Annotated in this window: 17 protein-coding genes and 1 pseudogene; 10 read left to right on the top strand and 8 right to left on the bottom strand. The window is 38.8% G+C overall.

Annotated elements, in window-relative coordinates; all coding sequences use genetic code 11:
* The first annotated feature begins 16 nt into the window (after nt 1-16).
* From AC1VNJ_RS20140 to rlmH, 4 genes are all read left to right on the top strand, one after another.
* Entirely contained in the window at nt 17-811 is a 795-nt protein-coding gene (locus AC1VNJ_RS20140; protein ID WP_014457688.1) for an MBL fold metallo-hydrolase, read from the top strand.
* A 57-nt stretch (nt 812-868) separates the two neighbouring features.
* Complete coding sequence (locus tag AC1VNJ_RS20135; RefSeq protein ID WP_033580481.1) at nt 869-2,101, top strand: S1C family serine protease; 1,233 nt, start codon at nt 869-871, stop codon at nt 2,099-2,101.
* A 73-nt stretch (nt 2,102-2,174) separates the two neighbouring features.
* On the top strand, nt 2,175-2,333 hold the full coding sequence (locus tag AC1VNJ_RS20130; protein ID WP_013059901.1) for a CxxH/CxxC protein: 159 nt from the start codon (nt 2,175-2,177) through the stop codon (nt 2,331-2,333).
* Between the two features lie 83 nt (nt 2,334-2,416).
* On the top strand, nt 2,417-2,896 hold the full coding sequence (rlmH, locus tag AC1VNJ_RS20125) for a 23S rRNA (pseudouridine(1915)-N(3))-methyltransferase RlmH (RefSeq protein ID WP_028411923.1): 480 nt from the start codon (nt 2,417-2,419) through the stop codon (nt 2,894-2,896).
* 135 nt (nt 2,897-3,031) lie between these two features.
* Here rlmH and AC1VNJ_RS20120 read toward each other — a convergent pair whose 3' ends face one another.
* Nucleotides 3,032-4,030, bottom strand: coding sequence for a tRNA dihydrouridine synthase (locus tag AC1VNJ_RS20120; RefSeq protein ID WP_014457691.1), 999 nt, complete (start codon nt 4,028-4,030; stop codon nt 3,032-3,034).
* 298 nt (nt 4,031-4,328) lie between these two features.
* On the opposite strand from AC1VNJ_RS20120, the gene AC1VNJ_RS20115 reads away from it, so the two are divergent.
* Nucleotides 4,329-7,133 (top strand): DEAD/DEAH box helicase, encoded by a 2,805-nt coding sequence (locus AC1VNJ_RS20115; RefSeq protein ID WP_482641209.1) that lies wholly within the window; start codon nt 4,329-4,331, stop codon nt 7,131-7,133.
* A 239-nt stretch (nt 7,134-7,372) separates the two neighbouring features.
* On the opposite strand, the gene AC1VNJ_RS20110 is transcribed toward AC1VNJ_RS20115, so the two are convergent.
* Together AC1VNJ_RS20110 and AC1VNJ_RS20105 are read right to left on the bottom strand one after the other, a co-directional pair.
* Nucleotides 7,373-7,768, bottom strand: coding sequence for a (deoxy)nucleoside triphosphate pyrophosphohydrolase (locus AC1VNJ_RS20110; RefSeq protein ID WP_033580362.1), 396 nt, complete (start codon nt 7,766-7,768; stop codon nt 7,373-7,375).
* A gap of 167 nt (nt 7,769-7,935) precedes the next feature.
* Nucleotides 7,936-9,834, bottom strand: coding sequence for a PhoX family protein (locus AC1VNJ_RS20105; protein ID WP_033580363.1), 1,899 nt, complete (start codon nt 9,832-9,834; stop codon nt 7,936-7,938).
* A 381-nt stretch (nt 9,835-10,215) separates the two neighbouring features.
* Here AC1VNJ_RS20105 and AC1VNJ_RS20100 point away from each other — a divergent pair, with 381 nt between their 5' ends.
* On the top strand, nt 10,216-11,058 hold the full coding sequence (locus tag AC1VNJ_RS20100; protein ID WP_176344941.1) for a PepSY domain-containing protein: 843 nt from the start codon (nt 10,216-10,218) through the stop codon (nt 11,056-11,058).
* 40 nt (nt 11,059-11,098) lie between these two features.
* Here the strand turns inward: AC1VNJ_RS20100 and AC1VNJ_RS20095 are convergent, their stop codons facing one another.
* Nucleotides 11,099-12,547: a sensor histidine kinase gene (locus tag AC1VNJ_RS20095; RefSeq protein ID WP_328173964.1), complete on the bottom strand. Its 1,449-nt coding sequence runs from the start codon at nt 12,545-12,547 to the stop codon at nt 11,099-11,101.
* Complete coding sequence (locus AC1VNJ_RS20090) at nt 12,544-13,227, bottom strand: response regulator transcription factor (protein WP_028409748.1); 684 nt, start codon at nt 13,225-13,227, stop codon at nt 12,544-12,546. Before AC1VNJ_RS20090 ends, AC1VNJ_RS20095 begins: the two co-directional genes overlap by 4 nt.
* A gap of 228 nt (nt 13,228-13,455) precedes the next feature.
* Between AC1VNJ_RS20090 and AC1VNJ_RS20085 the strand changes: the two genes are divergently transcribed.
* The 3 genes from AC1VNJ_RS20085 to AC1VNJ_RS20075 all read left to right on the top strand — a co-directional run bounded on the left by AC1VNJ_RS20085 (nt 13,456) and on the right by AC1VNJ_RS20075 (nt 17,601).
* Nucleotides 13,456-14,493 (top strand): PepSY domain-containing protein, encoded by a 1,038-nt coding sequence (locus AC1VNJ_RS20085; RefSeq protein ID WP_328173965.1) that lies wholly within the window; start codon nt 13,456-13,458, stop codon nt 14,491-14,493.
* A 193-nt stretch (nt 14,494-14,686) separates the two neighbouring features.
* Nucleotides 14,687-15,886, top strand: a complete 1,200-nt coding sequence (locus AC1VNJ_RS20080) for a class I SAM-dependent rRNA methyltransferase (RefSeq protein WP_034263810.1) — start codon at nt 14,687-14,689, stop codon at nt 15,884-15,886.
* A 281-nt stretch (nt 15,887-16,167) separates the two neighbouring features.
* Complete coding sequence (locus AC1VNJ_RS20075) at nt 16,168-17,601, top strand: anion permease (RefSeq protein ID WP_028411930.1); 1,434 nt, start codon at nt 16,168-16,170, stop codon at nt 17,599-17,601.
* 29 nt (nt 17,602-17,630) lie between these two features.
* On the opposite strand, the gene AC1VNJ_RS20070 is transcribed toward AC1VNJ_RS20075, so the two are convergent.
* Nucleotides 17,631-19,082, bottom strand: a complete 1,452-nt coding sequence (locus AC1VNJ_RS20070; RefSeq protein ID WP_482641208.1) for an alpha-amylase — start codon at nt 19,080-19,082, stop codon at nt 17,631-17,633.
* Between the two features lie 238 nt (nt 19,083-19,320).
* Between AC1VNJ_RS20070 and AC1VNJ_RS20065 the strand changes: the two are divergent.
* Nucleotides 19,321-19,521: pseudogene (locus AC1VNJ_RS20065) on the top strand (ATP-binding protein); the annotation flags it as partial.
* Between the two features lie 323 nt (nt 19,522-19,844).
* Here AC1VNJ_RS20065 and katA read toward each other — a convergent pair.
* Both katA and cstA read right to left on the bottom strand, forming a co-directional pair.
* A complete protein-coding gene (gene katA / locus AC1VNJ_RS20060) occupies nt 19,845-21,305 on the bottom strand; it encodes a catalase KatA (RefSeq protein WP_154974078.1) in 1,461 nt (486 codons plus the stop codon).
* Nucleotides 21,306-21,581: 276 nt separating this feature from the next.
* Nucleotides 21,582-23,390: a carbon starvation protein CstA gene (gene cstA, locus AC1VNJ_RS20055; RefSeq protein WP_154992168.1), complete on the bottom strand. Its 1,809-nt coding sequence runs from the start codon at nt 23,388-23,390 to the stop codon at nt 21,582-21,584.
* Nucleotides 23,391-23,637: the final 247 nt, after the last annotated feature.

Raw genomic sequence — 23,637 nt, 5'->3', positions numbered from 1 at the left:
ATTTGGAGTGAGATAAATGAGCCTGCATTTCAGCGTGCTAGCGAGTGGGAGCACAGGAAATGCGATTTTAGTAAGTGATGGAGAACATTCCTTACTAGTTGATGCAGGGCTGAGCGGAAAACAAATGGAAGCTCTCTTTCAACAAGTAAATCGCAATATCCCGGATTTATCAGGAATTTTAGTGACTCACGAACATAGTGACCATATTAAAGGACTAGGTGTTCTGGCACGTAAATATAAGCTCCCTATTTTCGCAAATGAAAAAACGTGGAACGCAATGGATGGCTTGATCGGCAACATTGATACGGAACAGAAGTTTCACTTTGAAATTGGCCAAACGAAATCGTTTGGTCAATTGGAAGTGGAGTCTTTTGGCGTTTCGCATGATGCTGCAGAGCCTATGTTTTATGTCTTTCATCAAGGGTCTAAAAAATTGACCCTTATTACGGATACCGGCTATGTAAGTGACCGCATGAAAGGTACAATTAAAAATAGTGATATGTACGTATTTGAAAGCAATCATGATGTTGAAATGCTGAGAATGGGGCGCTACCCTTGGAGCATTAAAAGACGAATTTTAAGCGACGTAGGACATGTATCAAATGAAGACGCGGCGCTTGCAATGGCAGATGTGATCGGAGATCAAACCAAACGCATTTACTTGGCGCATTTGAGTCAAGACAATAACATGAAGGAAATTGCCCGCATGTCGGTTGCACAAGTGTTACAACAAAAAGACATCAATGTAGAGGACAATATTCTTCTATGTGATACTGATCCAAAAAGACCAACTGATATTGTTTATGTATAGTCTCTAGAAAGGAAGCGAAAAATAACTTCATTTAGTACGTGAATGCAGACATTCACGATGATAAATGAAGGGTTCGGTGATAGTGTGGAACATTATGATGAAGGCCAAGAGCCGAATAGTCGGCCGCCTAAACGCCGCAGAGGATATTTCGCTTCTGCTCTGATTGGAGCTATTATAGGTGCACTTATTGTACTGCTTCTTATGCCAGCCTTGGTGAGGAACGGGATTTTGCCATACGGATGGATGAATGATGAAAACGGAGATGAACAAACAGGGTCTACGATACAAAAGTCAGTATCTCTTGACGTCACTACGGCCGTCACAAAAGCTGTTTCCGAAGCCAATGCAGCAGTTGTAGGAGTTGTAAACATTCAGAACTCTGAAAGCTTTTGGAATGATGAACGAACTGATGCCGGGACGGGCTCAGGTGTTATTTACAAAAAGCAAGGCAATAAAGCTTATATTGTGACAAACTATCATGTCATTAAAGGCGCTAACGAAATTGAAGTGAGCTTCAGTAACGGTACAAGGGTATCAGCTAAAATTCTTGGCAGCGATGATTTAATGGACTTAGCAGTTCTTGAAATTGATGCAGGTCACGTGACAAAAGTGGCTACCTTCGGAAATTCTGATAAGCTTAAAGCTGGTGAACCAGTGATTGCTATCGGAAACCCGCTAGGCCTTCAATTTTCTGGATCCGTTACACAAGGAGTTGTCTCAGGAGTTAACCGTGTCATTCCTCAAGATTTGAATGGCGATGGAAATCCTGATTGGCAATCAGAAGTCATTCAAACAGATGCCGCAATTAACCCTGGCAATAGCGGGGGTGCTCTTGTTAATATTGATGGTGAATTAATAGGCATTAATTCCATGAAAATTGCCCAAGAAGCAGTTGAAGGCATTGGTCTTGCAATACCAATTAACATGGCTAGGCCCATTATTAATGACTTAGAACGATATGGTGAAGTTAGACGTCCGTATCTTGGAGTTAGTACACTATCATTAAGTGAGGTATCAGGGTATCATTTAAAAGAAACCCTTAAGTTACCGCATGATGTAGTAAACGGAGTCGCTGTTCTAAAAGTCGAGCCAGGTTCGCCAGCCGCTAAAGCTGGGTTGAAGGAATATGATGTGATTGTTGAGCTAGATCACAGCAAAGTAAGGGATATTGCGACACTTCGCAAACACCTCTACATTGAAAAAGAAATTGGCGATAAAATGAATGTAACGTTCTATCGTGATGGCAAAAAGAAATCCACAGAAGTAAAATTAACGCGTCAAATGAAGTAAAAGAAAAGTTATCCACAGGGGATAAACTCCTGTGGTTTTTTAATGAAAAGAATAGAGAAAGGAAGATAAATACATGAAGATATATTGCTGTTTAGAACACACGGAACTAGCGTTGGATGTAATGGTAGATGAGATTGAGCTAGCACCTGTTTTTGAAAAAATAGAAAATTCAACTGACAAAAAAAGCTGCGAATATTGTGACAATGAAGCTGTATATGTAGTAGGGAACTAATATTCTTATACAAAATGTGGATATAGCATGTGGATATGTGGATAATATCTGTGGATAAGGGATAAAGGAGAGGAGAATAGCCTGTGAATATCTCTATTATAACCATTGGGAAGTTAAAAGAAAAATACTTAAAACAAGGCATTGAAGAATATTTAAAGCGTTTATCAAGCTATGCAAAAGTAGAAATTATTGAGCTTGCAGATGAAAAAGCGCCCGAAAACTTAAGTGAATCTGAAATGGAACAGGTGAAACAAAAAGAAGGAGAACGCATCTTAGCGAAAATCTCAGATGATACTCACGTGATCGCATTAGCTATCAACGGAAAACAAAAATCTTCTGAGGAACTGGCAAAAGAAATCGATTCATTAGCTACTTACGGAAAAAGTAAAGTAGCGTTTGTCATTGGCGGATCGCTTGGCTTAAGCAGCGAAGTAATGAAACGTTCAAACGCAGCTCTTTCTTTTTCAAAAATGACCTTTCCTCATCAGCTTATGCGCCTAGTATTAGTAGAACAGATTTACCGAGCTTTTCGTATTATTCGAAATGAACCGTATCATAAATAGAACGTGTGGATATTTTTTCATTAAAAGCAGAGGCAGAAGGAAATGTGAAACCTTCTGCCTCTGCTTTTATCATATGTGGATAAATAGCACACGTCTATAAAAAGAACAATTGAGTTTGAGCAAACGAGCTCTTATTTAAGAAACAGAAAAACCTTCGTCTTCTTTCACTCCAGCTCTGTCTTTAAACTCATCAAGTAACGCACGCACTTCATCAGTCGTTTCCGTGCTCATCAGGAGATTTCTTAATTCACTTGCACCGCGGAACCCACGAACGTAAATTTTGAAAAAGCGTCGAAGCGGTTTGAAAGGGCGCGGCTCTAGCTCTTCAGAATATTTGTCATGAAGGTCTAGCTGCAGGCGAAGAAGTTCTAATAGCTCTTCGCTTGTGTGCTCTTTCTTTTCTTTTTCAAACGCAAACGGATTATGGAAAATTCCGCGTCCAATCATAATTCCATCAACGCCGTACTTCTCCGCAAGTTCAAGACCTTTCTGGCGGTCAGGAATATCACCGTTAATTGTTAGTAGCGTATGAGGCGCGATTTCGTCACGAAGCTTCTTAATCTCCGGAATTAACTCCCAGTGCGCGTCAACATCGCTCATTTCTTTTTTCGTACGAAGGTGAATAGAAAGGTTCACGATATCCTGTTCTAAAATGTGCTTCAGCCAGTCGTACCACTCATCAACTTGCGTATAGCCAAGACGAGTCTTTACGCTTACTGGAAGCCCTCCAGCTTTGGCTGCCTGGATAATCTCAGCCGCAGTATCTGGACGGCGAATCAAACCAGAACCTTTTCCGTTTCCTGCAACGTTCTGTACAGGGCAGCCCATATTAATATCAATGCCGCGAAAGCCCATTTCTGCCATGCCAATACTCATTTGACGGAAGTATTCAGGCTTATCTCCCCAAATATGCGCAACGATTGGCTGTTCATCATCTGTAAACGTCAAACGTCCTTTTACGCTATCTTTTCCTTTCGGATGGCAGTAGCTTTCCGTATTCGTAAACTCTGTAAAAAATACGTCAGGTCGCGCTGCTTCAGTCACAACATGGCGAAAAACGACATCCGTCACAGCTTCCATCGGTGCTAAAATAAAAAACGGACGCGGCAACTCATGCCAAAAATTATCTTTCATCTTATATCTAAACCCTTTCTTTTAGGGAAAACATCTTCCCAAAATTAAAAAGTGTAATTTCTCTTATCGGGTTGAATGCTAGTATAAACTTCAACCAATATATACTTTAATGGTATGGAACGAAAAGTGCAAGGGAACAAGACATTTTGTTTTGACGGAAAACCATACCATAAATAAAAAGTATTAAAAAGATCTCTAAGTCTAACTTTGACATTTTTTTAATTAACCAACCCTATTGATCCCTTCTTTCCGAACCTCTAAACTAAAACTAACAGTTTAATGGAAAAAGGTGGAGTCAATGAATAATCGGTTACTAGTCAATTCAAAAAACACCAGTCTCTTGCATGAGCTTGTAACGTCTTTAAAACAGTGTAAAAGCTTTTATTTTAGTGTGGCTTTTATTAATTTTAGCGGACTTCAGCTTCTTTTAGATCCTTTGAAGGAAGCGGCTAGTCGAGGCGTGGAAGGGCGTATTATTACATCAACTTATCTGAATTTTACAGAAGTGAAGGCATTAGAGAAAATTAAGAACTTTGATCATATTGACCTTAAAGTGTTTAGTGAAGTCGAAGAGAAGGGGTTTCATACGAAGGTTTATATTTTTGAGTATGAAAACGATTATAAAGTGATTATAGGTTCCGCGAATATAACGCAAAGCGCTTTAAAAAGCAATATTGAGTGGAATGTGGAAGTTGTGTCAAAGGGTGAGTCTCCTTTTGTTCAAGATGTACTAAAGGAATATGAGTATTTGTGGGAGATCAGTGATGATGCGACGAGCGAGTTTTTGACGGAGTACGAGAAATTTTTAGGTACTTTAAAAGAAGCGTCGTACAAGCCTCAGCAGGTATTCGAACGAAGTAACTATATTGTCCCGAATAAAATGCAGCAGCGAGCGATGGAAAACTTGAGACGCTTGCGTAGCTTTGGCGAAACAAAAGCGCTTGTAATTGCGGCTACGGGTACAGGGAAAACGTATATGTCAGCTTTTGACGTTCAGAAAGTTAAACCCAAAAGGCTGCTTTTTATTGTACACAGAGAAGAGATTTTAAAAAAAGCAAAAGAAACATTTGAAATACTGTTTGTTAATGAATCGATGACTTTTGGTCTTTTGACAGGGAATTCAAAGGATAAAGAGGCAGATTACATATTTGCGACGATTCAAACACTAACGAAATATTACAGTGAATTCGATCGAGACCAATTTGATTATATTATTTATGATGAAGCCCATCACGCAACGAGCCCATCTTATCAAAGGATAATGGAGTATTTCACCCCAGTCTTTATGCTAGGAATGACAGCTACACCGGAGCGAAGTGACAGCATGAACGTATTTGATCTGTTTGATAATAATGTTGGAATTGAAGTGAGACTTCATGAAGCGTTGGAAGATCAATTGGTGGTGCCGTTTCATTACTTTGGTATCACAGATATTGAAGGTGTAGATTTAAGCGATATAGATATTGATGATATTACAGAGGTTACCAAGCGTTTAAAAGTAAATGAGCGCGTTGATTTTATTATTGAAAAAATGGAGTTTTATGGTCATGATGGTCCAAAGCGTAAAGCGCTCGGATTCTGCGCAAGCGTTGAGCATGCAGAGTATATGGCAGAAGAGTTCAATAAGCGAGGCTATAAAAGTGAGGTTTTACATGGGAGTCACTCGATTCCTTATCGTCAAGCATATATTGAGCGTTTAGAAAACGAGGATGATGAACTAGAAGTTATTTTTTCTGTTGATATTTTTAATGAAGGTGTCGACATTCCATCAGTGAATTCGGTGTTAATGCTTCGCCCAACGAACTCTCCTATTGTATTTATACAGCAGCTAGGGCGCGGCTTGCGTAAGCATGAGAGTAAGTCATTTTTAACAGTGCTCGACTTTATAGGAAACCATAGCAAACTCTTTTTAGTTGCGCTCGCGTTAAACGGCAGCCGCTATTACGATAAAGAAAGCTTAAAAGTTGCCATCGCAACAGGGTTTCCAAGTATTCCAGGGGCAACGCATATTCAAATGGATGAGATTTCTCGCGCTCGCATTTTAGCTCAAATTGATCATGAAAACTTTAATTCCATGAAATATTTGAAAGAAGAATACAATGAATTTAAAAAGCTAAACCAAGGAAGAATTCCTTATTATTTGTTGGATTATTTAACATTTGACGGAGCACCAGATCCAATCAAGTTTATTAATAAAGAAAAATCGTATCTCCAGTTTGTAGCGAAGACTGAAAAAGACGACCAGCTCAAATCACTTTTATTGCATAAAGACTTTGAAAGTGCGCTAAAAGAGCTATCTAGCAAGCTGCCAATCAAGAGAGTTTACGAGTTTGTTATTTTAAAATATTTATTAAATCACAATCACATTTCATTGTCCCAGGCGAAGCAAGAAGTTTTAAAATATGTAGATAACGTTGAAGAAGATTCAGTACAACACGCATTCGAAGTGTTAAATCAAGACTACTACGACAGCGGTCAACTTCGTTCAAAGCTCAAGCTAATTGAGTTTACTGGAGAAGAAGCGGTAAAAACAGAGCGCTTTACCAATGTGCTGGATAATACACAGTTTAAGCAGTTCATTAAGGACGCGATTGATTATGGAATTTTCCGCTATGAAAAAGAGTTTGGAAAAGAAGATTATGGAATTCCACATTTAAAACTGTATGAACAATATACCATGATGGACCCCGCATTGTTATCAAACTATCGTAAAACGCATAGCTCATTCCGTGGTTCTGGCTTGTTAGTAAATGAAAAAGAGTTCTTTTTATTTATTGATCTTCATAAGGAAGAAGATATTAAAGAAAGTATTAACTATCAGGACAAGTTCATTGATAAGCGTACGTTCCACTGGCAAACACCAAACAGTACGGCACAGACGTCTGAGCGAGGAAAGAATATTATTTTTAATAAAGACAGAGGCATTCATCTACACTTATTTATACGAAAATACCGTGAAATTGACGGTAAGACCGAGCCGTTTATCTATATTGGAAAAGGAAACACGGTCGAGTATCATGGTGAAAAGCCAATCACAGTTATTTTAGAGCTTGAACACGAAGTGCCAAAGCTTTTGTATACGGAGTTTACTGAAAAAGTATGAAGGCGGGACAAAAGTAGTGTAGTTGAAGTGAAAAACGAACCATTAATCAAACTGTTTGATTAGTAGTTCGTTTTTTTGTTACGGTGAACGTAGATCTTATCTGTTTCGTTCCTTCTAGAAGTTGATTGGAGTGCAAGGCGAAGCCTTGCACTCCAATCAACTGCGGTGTCACAAGCGATTCACCTCGTGTATCCCATTTGTTCGTCGTTAGATGGAATTCATTTCGTTATGTCCCATCCTCATTTTTCTTTCACCAATAATTCAACTGCCGGAATATCTGCAGGAGCCCAAACAAGTGAAAGGAGATTTTCTTTGTTTAGCCAAAGTAGCTTTGCATGCTCGGTTGGTTGAGGGGTGCCTTCTATGATTTCTGCTTTAATTGCAATAAGTTCAATAATAAATGTTTCGTATTCGTGTACGTGTTCATTATGTAAATCAATCGTTTTTACTTTACAATGTAGCTCTTCTTCAATTTCTCTAACTAAAGCAGAGTAAATATCTTCGCCTTCTTCTACTTTACCACCAGGAAATTCCCATAAGTTCGCTAGTGACATATTATTGGAGCGCAAGGCACAAAGTACTTCTTCTTTTTCATTTTCGATTACTGCGGCAACGACTTTTACTTTTTTCTTCATTAGTCATCCTCCTTAAGTAGCTTTTTACTTTATCATAACATAGGAGAGTAGCGGGTTATATCCTAGGTGATTTGTTCATAGATCATAGTGGAATTATTCTATAATATATAAAATAAACATACTAAAACCACGTCTGTCACTCACAACAGACGTGGTTTCATTACGTATTAATGCTTTTTGTAAGGAGCGCCGTCCTTAGAAGGCAGTCCAGAAATGTATCCGACACCACCTGTTTCTTGAATGCCAATGCTTTCTTTCATTGCATTAGCTAACTCTTCTTTATCAACAGCGGTAATATTTTTGTCGCTGATGTCCTCGCCCGGGTGCTGATAGTTGCTTAGTACGTAGCGAGAGTTTTTAATGTTTTCTACTGCACGAAGTCCCGTTGCTTCTGCTCCCACTGGAACCGAAAGGATGCGTGATAGTTTTTTGGTTTTTACATTATAGGCCCATACAAAGTTGTTTGTGTGCAGTGAGCTGTCTTCTCCGATAAACAGTGTATTTAAGTCATTTGAATACGTAAGGTTATCAGGGTTGGCAATTTTATTTGGATCCGCTGTATTGCCGTATGCATCTGCTTTTTCTAGGTCTTGTCCAATCAATAGCCCTTCCATACTTGCAGGAACGTAGCGGCTGTTAATCTTGCCTTTTGCTTGGTCTTTTTGATGCGAGCCTAAGTTCAGCTGGTAGGTCACACCAGACTCTAATTTTGGAAGCTGAATATCATCTTGTACAGCACCAGGCTCTTTTAGCATGGCACTATTTTGGTAAGAAATAGCCATATACGCTTTTTTGTCTTTTTTATTAACCGTTAGTCCTTCCATCTTGTTGAATTCAGACGTGGCACCTAGAATCGCACCGTATCTGCGTGATTCTAAAAAGGCAGCTGCTTTTTCCATGCCAGGCTTTACTTTTAAATATTCAACTTTTTTACTTGCGGCGGTTTTGACTGCTTTAAATCCTTTTGTAGGCTGGTCGGCTGTTTCAAAAATATCACTGAATTTTGTGCCTTTGTCGATTATTGTTTTCACTTCATTGTCTGTTGCATGGCCAAGCTTAATCCACTGAAGGTCGCCTTTCCCTCCATTTTTTGTGCTCGTTTGTTTAAACTTTGCGGCATAAAGAGTTCCTGCTGAGAAGTCTTTTTCCTTATCTGCTACATACATAAACATCATGGTATTAGACCCATCGTCTCCAAAAAGAGCGGTTTTATTATCTGGAAGTACCTGCATCATTTCATGTGAAAAACGGCCTGTGCTGTAATGTTTTACGACAGACGCATCGCCGCTTTCATCCACTGAAATTTCTGGAATCCAGCCGTAGTAGTAAGGGTTTGCTTTTGACGTGTCACCGAAATAAAGCTTAGCGAAGTTCGTAACGTCTTTATAAGAGCTAGATGCAGGGTCTTCAAAAGCGCGTGCATCAGGCTCGTATTCTTCTGAACCGAGGTGAGTACCCCAATCCGTTGTAGAGCCATTACACGGCGTCCACAAACCATTTACATTAGAAAAATCAATTTTTTTGGCATGGTTGACGGTTAGTTTTCCTGTTTTATCATCTCGATCAACTTGTGTAAGCGTCATGGAAGCAGGAAGACCGGAAATCTCTTTTCCAGCATTATTAACAGATTCGTATTCATAATGTGAAATAATATAAGACTTACCGTTAATGGTAATAAAGCTGTTTGAATCCGGCGCGTCTGATACGTACGGTGATGGCTGATCAGGAACGCTTCGGTCAATAATTGGATCCCCGTTTGCATCGATTGGTGTACCTGCGGCGATTAATTCTCCTTTATTATCGACAATTTTATCTTTTGAAAGAAAGAGTTGGTTATAGTTAAGCGGCGTTTCTTCCACACTTCCATCTTTATACGTTACTTTTACAGAGGCCTCTGTATACGTTTTAATCATATTTTCAATCGTAGTAGGTGCTTTCATTGGCTGAAACTCGACGCTTTTGATTTGTTTTGGATGTTGAACTGGATGATGCTCTGCTGCAAAAGCAGAAGCGGCGCTAGAAGCTAAGAGAGTGAGAGATAGTCCAAGAGATACTCGTTTTTTCATGGTTGATAACCTCCAAATCGTATTCATACATTTATTAAATCATTTGATTGTTGAGGAAATATGAAGAGAAGCATTGGATTTGTTGAGCTGTTGTTAAGAACGTTGAACATTTAGATGACAAGTTTAACTAGAAGTTATTCAGCTATCTTTCAGAATTTGTTCAGATAGCATTCAGCTGGGCTTCATAGTGAATTCATGTTCCACTCTTACAATAAACACATAGCTAAAGAGGACAAGAAGCGCTTTGGCTCGTACAGCAAAAGTGAAAGGTATTTTAGCAGAAAAAAACGTTACTCCAATGGCGCTATTTTGATAAATGACCGCTGTTAAAACCTTTAGCTTGTGCTGTAAATACATTGGAAATTACGCGGAGGTATAATCATGATTGGAAAAGTATTAGCAGGAAAAGCAGTAGTAGCAAAAGCCGTGGGAGGTGCCACAATTGGAACAGCTATTGCTCTTGGTTCAATGACAAGTGCATTTGCTTCAGACGGTCAGCACATTACTTCAACAAAAGCGTCGGCTCATACTGAAGCGGCCACATATACACAAGCTCAAGCAAAAACAATTGCCTTAAAGAACTGCGGAGGAACGGTTCAATCGGTTTCTTTTGAAAATAACGCCTACACGTTTTTAATTCACGGAAAAGATAATCAAGACCATCATGTGAAAGTAAATGCACACAGCGGAAAAGTGGTAAAGGTTGAAAAACTATCTTTTTCTCAAAGTGAGGCACAAGCAGTAGCGGTGAAAAACTGTGGAGGAACGGTTAAGTCGGTAGGCTTCAACGATGGAGTGTATACGTTCTTAATTCATGGAAACGATAGCCGTGATCACCACGTAAAAGTCAATGCACAAAGTGGAAAAGTGATTCAAATTCAAAGCGCTGCATTTACAAAAGCACAGGTTCAATCAATTGCATTAAAAAATTGCAGTGGAACGATTCAATCGAGTTCATATGCAAATGATGTATACACATTTTTAATTCACGGGAAAGATAACAAAGATCACCATGTGAAAATAAACGCTGAAACGGGAAAAGTAATCAAAGTCGAAGCGGTAAAGTTTACGCAAGAACAAGCTAAACAAGCTGCTCTTCAACAGCACAAAGGAACGGTTCAATCTGTTTCATTCAGTGAACAAGCGTACACGTTTGTGATCAAAGGAACAGACAATATAAAACATACTGTAAAAATCAGCCCTCAAACAGGAAAAGTATGCTGATTTGATAAAAAAGACGATTGCTTCAAGGCAATCGTCTTTTTTATGTCAAGGGCAATACGATTTCAAAAGCAGTTCCTGCATTCAATTTGCTTTCTACACGTATTTTCCCCCCGTGCAGCTCTATAATAGATGCGCTAATGGCCAAGCCTAAGCCCGCTCCTCCATATGCCCGAGAGCGTGAAGCATCAGCTTTGTAAAATCGCTCAAATAAATGAGGAAGATGTTCTTGAGGAATACCATGACCGTTATCTTGTATTATTAACGAAAGTTCTTTCTCATTTATTTTTCCTATCACTTGAATAACTCCTGTAGTTGGATTTGTATGCTGTACGGCGTTGGAAAATAAGTTTAAAACAACTTGTTTAAATTGATCTTTGTTAATGTCTGATGGTAAACGGCTTGGAAAGTCGAATAAAACCTTTCTGTTCCCCGCCAATAGTATGAGTTGAGGTTTCATATCTAAAATCAACTCATCTACAAAACAGTATTCTTTTTGAAACGGTGGAAGTTGATCAAGCTGAGCAAGAAGCAGAAGATCCTGAATAAGTTTGTGCAGCCTTTTGGACTCTCCATACATGCTTTTTAATGCGTCGTTTAATTGTTCTGGATTACTGCTAGCCCCTCTTAATAAAACTTCTAAAAAGCCGTGAATAGATGTAAGCGGCGTTCGCAGTTCATGCGAAGCATCCGCAACAAAACGCCGCATTTGTTCTTTGGCTTCTGTTTCTGCTTTAAATGCTTTTTCAAGACGTTCAAGCATTTCATTAATAGAAAGAGAAAGGCGATCCATTTCGATTTGTCCTTGATTAACAGGCAAGCGGTCATGTAAGCTTCCGGCATTAATATGCTCTACTTTTTTAGTAGTAGTAAACAAAGGGACTAACGTCTGTTTTAAAACAGAAGAAAAAACAAAAAAAGCAATGGTCATTGCGGTAAGTGAAAGCATTAAAAAGATGAGCATTTGTCTGATTAAGAGGTCTCTTAATGATTCTGTGGGAGTATTAATTTGAATAACTCCCTGTATTTCTCCATCAAAGATAATGGGTTTTAAAACAATGACTTGCTCTTGATGACCATCCATTTTTTTTATGAGGCTCGTCGTGTTGTCCGGCTGTTTGCTGTTTTTCATTACTTGTTTGTATGCAGATGCAGAAAGCTTAGGGAAGTAAGAATGATGTGGATCCTTAGCCAGCCGTAAAAAGGTGCTTTTTTGATTGATAAAGGTAATATTAACGCCCGGGAAATAAACCATTGGTCTTGATGATTGTTTTACATTCTGGCTTGTTTCAATATCGTGCTTCCAGACATCATCGGGAATCAAGTGAATTTGGTCTTCGATGCTTCTAATTTTATTTGTGTAAATAAATTGCTTCATAAATACGTATTGAAAAACGCCTATCAGCATCAGTAAACTCAAAATAACGAGTAAACTTCTAGATAAAAGCTGAAGGCGAAGAGAGTTCAAATGAAAGAAACGTTTGTGCTTCATGAAATATCAATCCGGTACCCTACACCGCGAAGCGTTCGAATAACGGTTCGGCTATGGTCCTGTAGTTTTTCTCTCAGTGATCGAATGTATACTTCAACAATGTTTTCTTCTCCTCCAAAATCATATCCCCACACTCGATCTAAAATGGTGGATTTACTTAGTACGAGACCGTGATTAATAACTAAGAATTTTAAGAGTGCATATTCAGTAGGGGATAAATCAAGTATGTGATTAAGGTATTTAATTTCTTTGCGGCGGTCATCAATTTTAAATGGACCGATGGATACTTCGTCTAATAAGTTGGGAAATTGATTGCGGATTCTAGCTTGAATGCGCGCAAGAAGTTCTTCAAAACTGAAGGGTTTGACCATATAATCATCTGCTCCAATAGTCAGCCCCTTTACTCGATCGTCCACTTGATCTTTTGCTGTTAGCATGATGACAGCTATATTCCCCATTTTCTTTAACAAGCGGCATACTTCAAATCCATCCATTCCCGGAAGCATAACATCTACAATAGCGATATGAGGCTTGAATTCTTTGGCTATATTAATGCCTTCCATTCCGTCTTGGGCAGCTTTGATATCAAATCCTTCATTCGTTAACCCTAAAGATAAAAACTGTAAAATAGTTGGTTCGTCATCTATAAGCAAGACTTTAATTCCTTTTAGTTGATCCATCATGGTGAAAACTCCTTTGCTCCTCTACTTTCTATTATGCTTTTTTATCTGAAACAGCCCTGAATAATAGCTGAAAGCAAGCTGAAAAATAGTAGCTATTCTTATATCTTCAGCTAACTTTAAGCTTCTATTCGTCTTATTCTCAGAAATCTTTTGCATAATGAACGGCGTACTAGATAGAACGCCATAGACGGAAAGTCTAATGGTGAAAGAGGAGGAAATGTAAAGATGATTAAATGGGTAAAAGTATTGTCTACATCTGCTTTAGGAGCTGCAGTTGCATTTAGCTCTATTACAACGAGTCACGCTGCAGAGATGAAGACAGCGAAAGCAGAGACAACTGAACATGTCAGTATCTCGCAAGCTCAGGCAAATGGTATTGCTCTGCAAGATTGTAAAGGGACGGTCACATCTACGGAATTTAAGCAAGAATCAAGTGTGTATGTGATTACAATTGTAACGAATAACCTTGAGCAAAGAATCTTAGAAGTAAGCGCAAGCACTGGAAAAGTAGTGAAGAAGCAAGAAGTGAAGTTATGGACACAAAATCAAGTGAAAGAATCCATTTCTAAGCAGTATACAGGAGCGATTCAATCTATTACATTTAACAAAGAAACGCATGAATATACGTTAACTGTAGTAGATGGCAAAGTAGAATATACGCTAACCGTGGATGGTCTAACGGGGAAAGTCATTCATGAGAATAAAAAAGAGCTGCAGCTAATATCAGAGCAAAAAATAAAAGAAGCAATTGTTAAACAATATAGTGGTTACGTATATAGTCTAGAGTTTAAAGAATCCGCTAGTCAGTATGTAGCAGTGATTCTTAAAGATAGCACTCAATATACGGTAACGTTAGATGCTTTCACAGGAAAAGTAGTTAATACTTCTCAGCAAGCAGTGAAGCTATTAACGAGACAAGATGCAAAAGATCTTGCACTGGCTACATATGCAGGTAAGGTGAAAATGGTAGAATATGATCAAAACGCAGCGATTTTCACAGTAAAAATAATCAAAGATAATACGGAATACACCGTTACAATTGATGCGGTTTCGGGTGAAATCACACATGTAAAACATGATAAGCTTCAGCCGTTAACGGAGACCGCTGTAAAAGTTCTTGCTTTAAAACATCAAGAAGGAAAAGTAGAGCATATTGAGCTTATAACAGAAAACTCAATAACTGTATACGTGGTGACTTTAGTGAGCGGAAGCAAGCAGCAGACGCTTAAGTTCGATGCATATACTGGACAAGAGTGCTCATAATTTTTTATCTTAAAACATAAAACATACATTTCATTTTTCATTCATATCAAGCAGAGGGTGCTTCAAGGCATCCTCTGCTTTTCTATTTTGTAACTGGAAACATTACCGGTTATCTATGTTAAGATAAATGTAGATTATTCTCGTAAAATGGATAAAACTAGAATGAACTAAATTAAATAGATAGGGTGTACACATGAGAAAAGAAGTACAAGTTATAGCCAAAGAAGCTTTTATTAAAAAAGTGAATAAAGGTTATCCACTCATTGAAAAAGATGCGCTTGTTGATGGTCATAAACTGCAAGAAGAAGGCGTTATTATTAACTTAGTCACTCCAAAGAATCAATTCTTAGCCAAAGGCTATTATGGAAAACAAAACAAAGGCTACGGATGGATTCTGACGAAGAAGAAAAGTGAACAAATTGACGCGGCGTTTTTTGTACGAAAAATTCAGCGAGCTATTGCCTCTCGTCACGATTTTTATGCGTCTGAAGATACAACTGCTTTTCGTGTATTTAATAGTGAAGGTGACGGAATTGGCGGCTTAATCATTGATTATTATGACGGATATTACGTCACGAGTTGGTATAGTGAAGGAATTTATCAATTTAAAGAATACGTTATTGAAGCTTTAAAATCTGCGCCTAACTTTAAAGGGCTGTACCAGAAAAAACGTTTCAACGTAAAAGGGCAGTATATTGAAGAAGATGATTTTGTCACAGGAAATAAAGGTGAATTCCCTTTAATTGTAAGAGAAAATGGTATTCGTTTTGCCGTTTATTTAAATGACGGAGCGATGGTTGGGGTCTTTTTAGATCAGCGAGACGTCCGTAAAACGATTCGAGATAAATATGCAAAAGGAAAGACCGTTCTAAACATGTTTTCGTATACAGGCGCATTTTCAGTGGCGGCCGCTCTTGGAGGAGCTGCGAAAACAACAAGTGTCGACTTGGCCAATCGCAGCCTGGCAAAAACAATTGAGCAATTTAGTGTAAATGGAATTGATCACGAAGCACAGGACATTATTGTGGAAGATGTTTTTAAGTATTTTAAATATGCGGTTAAGAAGAATATGACGTTCGATCTTGTGGTGCTAGATCCGCCGAGCTTTGCTAAATCGAAAAAGCATACGTTCAGCGCGGCAAAAGACTACAAAGATTTATTAAAAGAAGCCATTGCTCTTACAAAGCCAAATGGTGTCATTGTAGCTTCGACGAATGCAAGTAATTTTGATATGAAAAAATTTCATTCGTTTATTGAAAAAGCTTTTAACGAAAAAGGGGAACGTTACAAAATGATGGAGCAGTTCTCTCTTCCAGCTGATTTTAAAACAATAAAAGAATTTAAGTCAGGTGATTATCTCAAAGTCGTGTTTATTCAAAAGGTAAATCGTTAAATGCAAGGCTGCATGATGAACTCATGCAGCTTATTTATTTTGATGAAATAACGCTTACAAGCTATTTTGAAGGGAATAAAATGAAGGTGAAAGATAAAAATTGTCAATATGTATGATAAAATAATAAAGGAATTATGCTCAACACTTCACAAATTTACAATATCATCCTTATAAAACGTATTTTTACAATTATTTTATTTTAAATGGGACAAGTATTGGGTACGAAGGGGAAAGAGCATACTACTACTATTAATATTTAAAAACATGAAAGGAGAAAGATTATGGCTGAAACAACTAAAAAGCCTGCCGGCGAAGTGAAGTTTATTCCTTTATTAATTTGTCTGGCAATCGGACTTGTTTTATGGTTTATTACACCTCCGTCCGGACTTGATGTGAAGGCTTGGCACTTATTCGCTATTTTTGTGGCTACTATCGTAGGTCTTATCATTAAACCATTGCCATTAGGCAGTGTAGCTATTTTATCTTTAACCATTATTGTATTAACTAATACATTAACACTTGAACAATCGCTCAGCGGTTTTCAAAATACGACGATTTGGTTGATCGTTATTGCATTCTTTATTTCTAGAGGTTTTATTAAGACTGGTCTAGGAACAAGGGTTGCCTATATCTTTGTTCGTTTGTTCGGTAAAAAGACGTTGGGACTATCGTATTCTCTTATCGTAAGTGATTTACTTTTATCACCTGCAATGCCGTCTAATACAGCACGAGCTGGAGGAATTATTCTTCCAATCATTCGTTCTTTATCTGAAACATACGGATCGAGAACTGGAGACGGTACGGAGCGCAGAGTTGGTGCTTTCTTAACAAAAGTATCGTTTCAAGGAGATATGATTACATCGGCTATGTTCGTAACGGCAATGGCGGCCAATCCTCTTGCTGTTAAAATGACGGAACAAATTACAGGAAAGACTATTTCATGGGTTGGATGGGCAGCGGCTGCAATCGTACCTGGAATTATTAGTTTAATTGTTATTCCGCTCGTTATTTATAAGCTGTATCCGCCAGAATTAAAAGAAACGCCGGAAGCATCTGAAATTGCAGCAAAAAAACTAAATGAAATGGGTCCGCTAAAGAAAGAAGAATGGTACATGATTGGCGTATTTTTACTTCTTCTTGTGCTGTGGATTTTTGGCGCTAATTTAAATATTAATGCAACAACAACTGCTTTTATTGGTCTATGTGCGCTGCTTTTAACGCAAGTGTTAAGCTGGTCGGACATCAAAAAAGAACAGGGAGCATGGGATACATTAGTCTGGTTTGCTGTTTTGGTTATGATGGCAACTTTCTTAAATGATCTAGGCATGATTCCTTGGTTCAGTGATCTGATGAAAGGCACTGTTAGTCATATGTCTTGGATGACGGCGTTGATTGTACTAGCTATTGCATATTTTTATTCTCACTACTTTTTTGCGAGTAACACGGCTCACGTCAGCGCTATGTACGCAGCATTTTTATCTGTCATCGTGGCCGCTGGTGCGCCTCCGTTACTGTCAGCATTAATTTTAGCGTTCTTTAGCAATTTATTTGGCTGTTTAACTCACTACGGCAGTGGACCGGCACCGGTGTTCTTCGGTAGTGGATATGTAACGCAGCAAAAATGGTGGTCGCTCGGCTTTTTAATTTCAATTATTCATATTATCATTTGGATTGGAATTGGCGGCTTGTGGTGGAAACTGCTAGGTCTATGGTAAAAAAACAGTGGCGCAGGCCACTGTTTTTTTTATGCTTCAGCCCAAACGGATACAGAGCCGCCATTTACAGGGAAGTGTCCGTAGCCGTCTTCTTCAATCACAACTTGGTCTTCTCGGTTATTTGTGAAGTCGATCCACGTTTGTCCCCTTCGGTGTTCGCCGACGAACATTCTCTTTTCGCCGTCTTCGCCGTTTGACATCACCACAGCGCATCCAGACTTCTCAAATTCCTCTACACCATGCCTTACCCATCCAATGGTATTCGGGTGATCAAAATAATCGTCTTGCTGTCCGTATGCTTTGTCATAGCGTACGTGCAAGAGAGCAGAAATATCTTTTTCTTTTCCCTCAATTGGATGCTCTCCGCCTATCCCAAAATAGTCTCCGTAAAATACACAAGGATAGCCGTCTTCACGAAGTAAAATTAGAGCGTAAGCACTTTGTTTGAACCAATCTTCTACCCAAGATTCTAAAGATTCATTTGGCTGAGAGTCATGGTTATCTACAAATGTGACAACATTCAACGGATGAGTCTTAACCAATGTATCATCAAAAATTGTGGTTAAATCAAAATCTCTTCCTTGCTGAGAGGCTTCATGCAGTTTGTAATGCAGCGATACGTCAAACAAATCAATTTGATAATCAATAACGTCTAAAAATTCCTGACAGGCTGTTAATTCTGGATTCCAAAACTCTCCCACAAAATAAAATGGCTTTTCTTGAGAAGAGGACAATTCGTGAGCAAACTCTTTAATAAAATCATGGTTAATATGTTTAATGGCGTCTAATCGGTAACCGTCGCACTGCAGGGTGTCTGCTAACCATTTTCCCCATTTGATCATTTCTTCTCGAACTTCAGGGTGGTCGTAATCAATATTCGCAAACATTAAATAATCGTAGTTGCCAAACTCTTGATCAACATTTTCGTTCCAGCTTTTGTTTTCCCCGGCAATACGAAACACACCTTCTTTTCCGTTTTTATCATCGTAATCAGTGCCATTAAAATGATTAAAGTTCCATTTGAAAGAAGAATATTGATCGCCGCGCCCTTCAAATGTAAACTTTGTCCACCCTTCAATTTCAAAGGGTTCAGAAATCTCTTCTGTTCGGTTCATGGGGTCTACTTCAATGACGTGGAAGGTTTCTTTTTCATCCGCTGCAGCTTTATGATTCATCACAATATCAACATAGACATTAATTCCGTGATTATGACAGGCATCAATTGCTTCATGCAGCTCTTGCTTGGTTCCATACTTTGTACGAACGGTTCCTTTTTGATCAAACTCGCCAAGATCATATAAGTCGTAAACGCCGTAGCCATTATCCTCTGATGAAACACCTTTTGTAACCGGGGGAATCCACACGGAATCAATTCCTTGTTCTTTTAGTTGAGGAGCGAGCTCTTTGAGGCGTTTCCAATGCTCGCCATCAGCTGGCACATGCCATTCGAAAAATTGCATAATTGTATGATTCCGTTCCAAGTTAAATCATCCTCCTTTTAAATAAAAAGATATAATCGCTCACGGATAGTTCTTTAGAATCAAATGAGGAATTGATTATATTTTTTCTTTTAACGTTCCTGTTATCCCTATTCCTTAAACCTTTTTCAATATATGTCGCTTAAGAAAATCTTAAAATTTTCTCTTCTTTTTTCTTAAAAAATGCAGTTTACAATAAAACCCATAGACGAAATGACCCATGACATACTTTTGAAAGGAGACTGAGAAAGCAATGGACGAATATGTAGTTTTAGTTGTAAACAATGAGCTGTTTGAACGATTTAAAAGAGGGGACGCCTCAAGACAAACCGATGGCTCTGGACTTGGTTTAGCTATTGCTAAGTCAATTATTGATTTGCACGGAGGAGAATTGAATATTGAAATTGACGGAGATTTATTTAAAGTAACGATTACTCTTTAATGTGAGTGAATATAAACAGCATATCTAGTAAAAAAGAGAAGCAACCTCATTATGCTGGTTGCTTCTCTTTTTTTAGCGTTCGTAATTTTATTCCGCAACCGCAAAGTGTACTGCTTTAGTACTTTTATTTCTCTATGACACTGATTACATCTTATTTCTTGTCCAATCATTTCTTCATCCCTTCCTCTTTTTACAAGAATTTAAATAAGTATCCATAAAATATGGATACTTATTTAGTGATAAAATGTTAAACTAATTGAGAATAAACGAAAATCTACAATGAGAAAAACACCTTTATTTTCTCATTAGGAAAACTGATATCTTTATTTTACTTGCTGCGGAACAGACAATCCTAAACCGTCTGCAACGCGTGTTCCATACTCTGGATCCGCTTTGTAGAAGTGCTGAATTTGACGCAGTTTAATCTCTTCTTTTTCTACAGGCTTCATAGCTTCAACGATGTTTGCAACTAGTCGTGTACGCTCGTCTTCGCTTAGAAGGCGGTATAAGTCACCTGCTTGCGTGTAATGGTCGTTATGATCATATGCAACACTATCGGCAACGCCTGAAACAGGGTATGCCGCTTGTTTATTTTCATGAGATTCTGTCGGACCGCCAAAGCTGTTTGGCTCATAGTAAACAGAACGGCCGCCGTTATCGTCAAAGCGCATTTGACCATCACGCTGATAGTTATTTACTTCATTGCGCGGACGGTTAATAGGTAGCGCTTGATGGTTAGCACCCACGCGGTAGCGATGTGCATCGCTGTATGCGAATAGTCGACCTTGCAACATTTTATCAGGTGATACGTCAATTCCCGGTACAAGCGTTCCAGGTGAGAATGTAGCTTGCTCCACTTCGGCAAAATAATTTTCTGGATTTCGGTCCAAGACCATGCGACCTACTTCAATTAACGGATAGTCTTTTTGTGACCAAACCTTTGTTACGTCAAACGGATCAAAGCGGTACGTATCAGCGTCTTCTAATGGCATAATTTGAACGTACAGCTTCCATGAAGGGAAATCGCCTTTTTCAATGGCATTAAATAGATCTTCAGTATGATAATCTGGATTTTCACCAGCTAGCTTTGCGGCTACGTCTGGAGACAGATTTTTCACGCCTTGCTCTGTTTTAAAGTGATATTTTACCCAAACGCCATCTCCTTCGGCATTAACCCATTTAAATGTATGGCTGCCAAATCCATGCATATGGCGTAACGTTGCCGGGATACCGCGATCAGACATTAAAATAGAAACTTGATGCAAAGATTCAGGAGATAAAGACCAGAAATCCCACACGGCCGTCGGGTTTTTCAAATGCGTGCGTGGATCGCGTTTTTGTGTATGAATAAAATCGGGAAATTTAATCGCATCTCGGATGAAAAATACAGGTGTATTATTTCCGACTAAGTCGTAGTTGCCTTCTTCTGTATAAAATTTAACAGCAAATCCGCGAGGGTCGCGAACGGTATCTGCTGAGCCGTTTTCACCAGCTACTGTTGAAAAGCGAACAAATAGAGGTGTTCGTTTTCCTACTTCAGAAAGGAAAGCTGCTTTTGTATAGGCTGAAACATTGTTTGTCACTTCAAAATAACCGTGGGCACCGGCGCCTTTTGCGTGTACGACGCGTTCAGGAACACGCTCTCGGTTAAAATGGGCTAATTTCTCTAAAAGGTGAACATCTTGAATTAAAGTAGGTCCGCGTGAACCAGCGGTCATCGAATTTTGATTATCTCCAACCGGAGATCCCCAACTAGTCGTTAAGTTATTCTTGTTTGTTGTCATCTTAGAACCACCTCTTATTTGAATTTTATTATGTTAGAAATAATAATAACATTTTTAAATAAAAAATCAATACTAAATTATAATTATTATAATTTAAAGTGTTAATTTTGAGATGTAGTCAGTGGGGGTTATAAGCATGTGAAGTGTACGAACTATTTTAAAAATTTTCTGTATAGTATATTTAGTTTAATAATAAAAATGCCTGGTGTGCAATTATTTTGACCGGCTATTACCATATCAAAAACACGCTTGCTTATATAAGCAAGCGTGTTCGGTTTATATATTTTGTGATAAGTTTGCTTTCGCCGCTAGTTCAGCCTGAGGCGTGCGCCAAAGCTGCGTCCATTTTTGAATCGCGGCAATCATAATAATGAGACCGAGTATAAGCATGATGATTGAAAGAGTCGCATTTAATATGCTGTAACCTGCCGCAGCTTCATTTAAATACACATTCTTAACCATCCAATAACCCGCGTAGTTAACCGTTACGTAAAGGTAGGCTAGTGGAATAAGACAAGTAAGCATATAGGAGCGCTTATCTGCAATTCTAAGAATAACGGTTGCACCAATAATTAAACCAATGGATGCCATTAACTGATTCGATACGCCGAACAGCGCCCAAACTGAGCCAATATCTCCTGAGAACAATAAGTATCCCCACATAAAACAGGCTAGGGCACTTGCAAAAATGGACCCAGGAAGCCAGTCTACTCGCTTCAATGGCTTATAAAATTCACCGAAAAAGTCTTGAATTAAATAGCGGGAAACGCGTGTACCCGCGTCGATAGCAGTCAAAATAAACACTGCTTCAAACATAATAACGAATTGAAAAAAGTAAGAAGACAGGTGGCTGAACCAAGGAATTTCCGTGAAAATATACGTCATTCCTACAGCCAGTGTAACAGCGCCGCCTGTACGGCCTTCTAAGTTTAGGCCAATTTCTTGGCTAAGCTGAGGAAGAGCCGTTACGTTCATGCCAAGCGTTTTGAATACTTCAGGTGTAGAGTTGATTGCAAAATAGTCTCCAGGATGTAAAGCAGTTGCGGCAATTAATGCCATAATTCCTACTAAGCATTCGACTAACATCGCGCCGAAGCCTACAACTTTAATGTCACTCCAACGATCGAGCATCTTAGGGGTTGTTCCTGAACCAACAAATGCATGGAAGCCAGAAATAGCACCGCAGGCGATCGTAATGGAAATAAACGGCCACACAGGTCCTGCTAAAATAGGGCCGCCTCCGTGAATAAATTCAGTAACTGCAGGAAATGGAATTGCTGGATTTACGAAAAACACGCCTACAATCAGCGCGATAAAGACACCAATTTTCATAAAGCTGCTTAAGTAATCTCGAGGTGCTAAAAGCAGCCAAACGGGCAAGGCCGCTGCAAAAAATGCATAAACGGGAAGAATAATTGAAAGTGTTTTAATATCTAGCGTTAAAAAATCTCCTAAAGCTGTTCCTTGAATATAAGGACCGCTAAATACGGCGAGTAAAATTAAAATGAAGCCGACGGTAGAAGCCGCTTTTAAATTACCTGTTTTTTTGTGGTAAATACCTACCCCCATTGCGATCGGAATGGTAATTCCAACAGCGAATGTACCCCAAGGATTTTTCTCAAGGGCGTGTAACACGACCATAGATAAACCGGCCATTGTAATGGTAATGATAAAAAGCATAGCTAAACCTGTACAAAAACCAGCGACGGGTCCTAGCTCTTTTTTAGCCACTTCTGAAAGCGACTGGCCTTTTTGGCGCATAGATGCAAATAACACAACTGCATCGTGAACGGCTCCTCCGATTACAGCTCCGATTAAAAGCCAGAGCAGTCCGGGCAAATAGCCAAACTGAGCTGCTAAAATAGGTCCAACAAGCGGACCCGCAGCTGCAATAGCTGCAAAGTGATGACCAAATGTTACCCATCGATTGGTTGGCACGTAATCTTTTCCATCTTCAAGCTCATGTGCCGGCGTTTTTTGCGCATCGTTTAGTTTCAAGACCTTAACAGCCATGAATGTTCCATAAAGCCGATACGCAATCATTAAAATACAGATAGATCCAATAACAATCGTAACCGCATTCATTACAAATCCCCCTATCCCTTAGTTGTCTGATGTTTGTACTACTACACAACGTTATGTAATTGTGTGTTCCCCTTACAACTTTCATTATAAAAGAAGAAAGCGCTTTTATCACCAGTTTTCCCCTTAATTATTTAAAAAATTAGAAAGTTCAAATTCCCTTTGAAAAACTATAAGACTTTTCACATAATCTCTGCTATAATTTTTAAAAAAATTAGTACGCATTTAGGTGTTTTTAGTTAGGGAGATG

This window comes from Priestia sp. 3CA3, from assembly GCF_056836725.1.
The sequence above is the reverse complement of the archived record's forward strand: the minus strand, read 5'-3'. Positions and strand labels throughout refer to the sequence as shown.

Coding starts and splice junctions, on each gene's coding strand:
- AC1VNJ_RS20140 (WP_014457688.1), top strand. CDS start 17: ATGAGCCTGCATTTCAGCGTGCTAGCGAGTGGGAGCACAGGAAATGCG.
- AC1VNJ_RS20135 (WP_033580481.1), top strand. CDS start 869: ATGATAAATGAAGGGTTCGGTGATAGTGTGGAACATTATGATGAAGGC.
- AC1VNJ_RS20130 (WP_013059901.1), top strand. CDS start 2,175: ATGAAGATATATTGCTGTTTAGAACACACGGAACTAGCGTTGGATGTA.
- AC1VNJ_RS20120 (WP_014457691.1), bottom strand. CDS start 4,030: ATGAAAGATAATTTTTGGCATGAGTTGCCGCGTCCGTTTTTTATTTTA.
- AC1VNJ_RS20115 (WP_482641209.1), top strand. CDS start 4,329: ATGAATAATCGGTTACTAGTCAATTCAAAAAACACCAGTCTCTTGCAT.
- AC1VNJ_RS20110 (WP_033580362.1), bottom strand. CDS start 7,768: ATGAAGAAAAAAGTAAAAGTCGTTGCCGCAGTAATCGAAAATGAAAAA.
- AC1VNJ_RS20105 (WP_033580363.1), bottom strand. CDS start 9,834: ATGAAAAAACGAGTATCTCTTGGACTATCTCTCACTCTCTTAGCTTCT.
- AC1VNJ_RS20100 (WP_176344941.1), top strand. CDS start 10,216: ATGATTGGAAAAGTATTAGCAGGAAAAGCAGTAGTAGCAAAAGCCGTG.
- AC1VNJ_RS20095 (WP_328173964.1), bottom strand. CDS start 12,547: ATGAAGCACAAACGTTTCTTTCATTTGAACTCTCTTCGCCTTCAGCTT.
- AC1VNJ_RS20090 (WP_028409748.1), bottom strand. CDS start 13,227: ATGGATCAACTAAAAGGAATTAAAGTCTTGCTTATAGATGACGAACCA.
- AC1VNJ_RS20085 (WP_328173965.1), top strand. CDS start 13,456: ATGATTAAATGGGTAAAAGTATTGTCTACATCTGCTTTAGGAGCTGCA.
- AC1VNJ_RS20080 (WP_034263810.1), top strand. CDS start 14,687: ATGAGAAAAGAAGTACAAGTTATAGCCAAAGAAGCTTTTATTAAAAAA.
- AC1VNJ_RS20075 (WP_028411930.1), top strand. CDS start 16,168: ATGGCTGAAACAACTAAAAAGCCTGCCGGCGAAGTGAAGTTTATTCCT.
- katA (WP_154974078.1), bottom strand. CDS start 21,305: ATGACAACAAACAAGAATAACTTAACGACTAGTTGGGGATCTCCGGTT.
- cstA (WP_154992168.1), bottom strand. CDS start 23,390: ATGAATGCGGTTACGATTGTTATTGGATCTATCTGTATTTTAATGATT.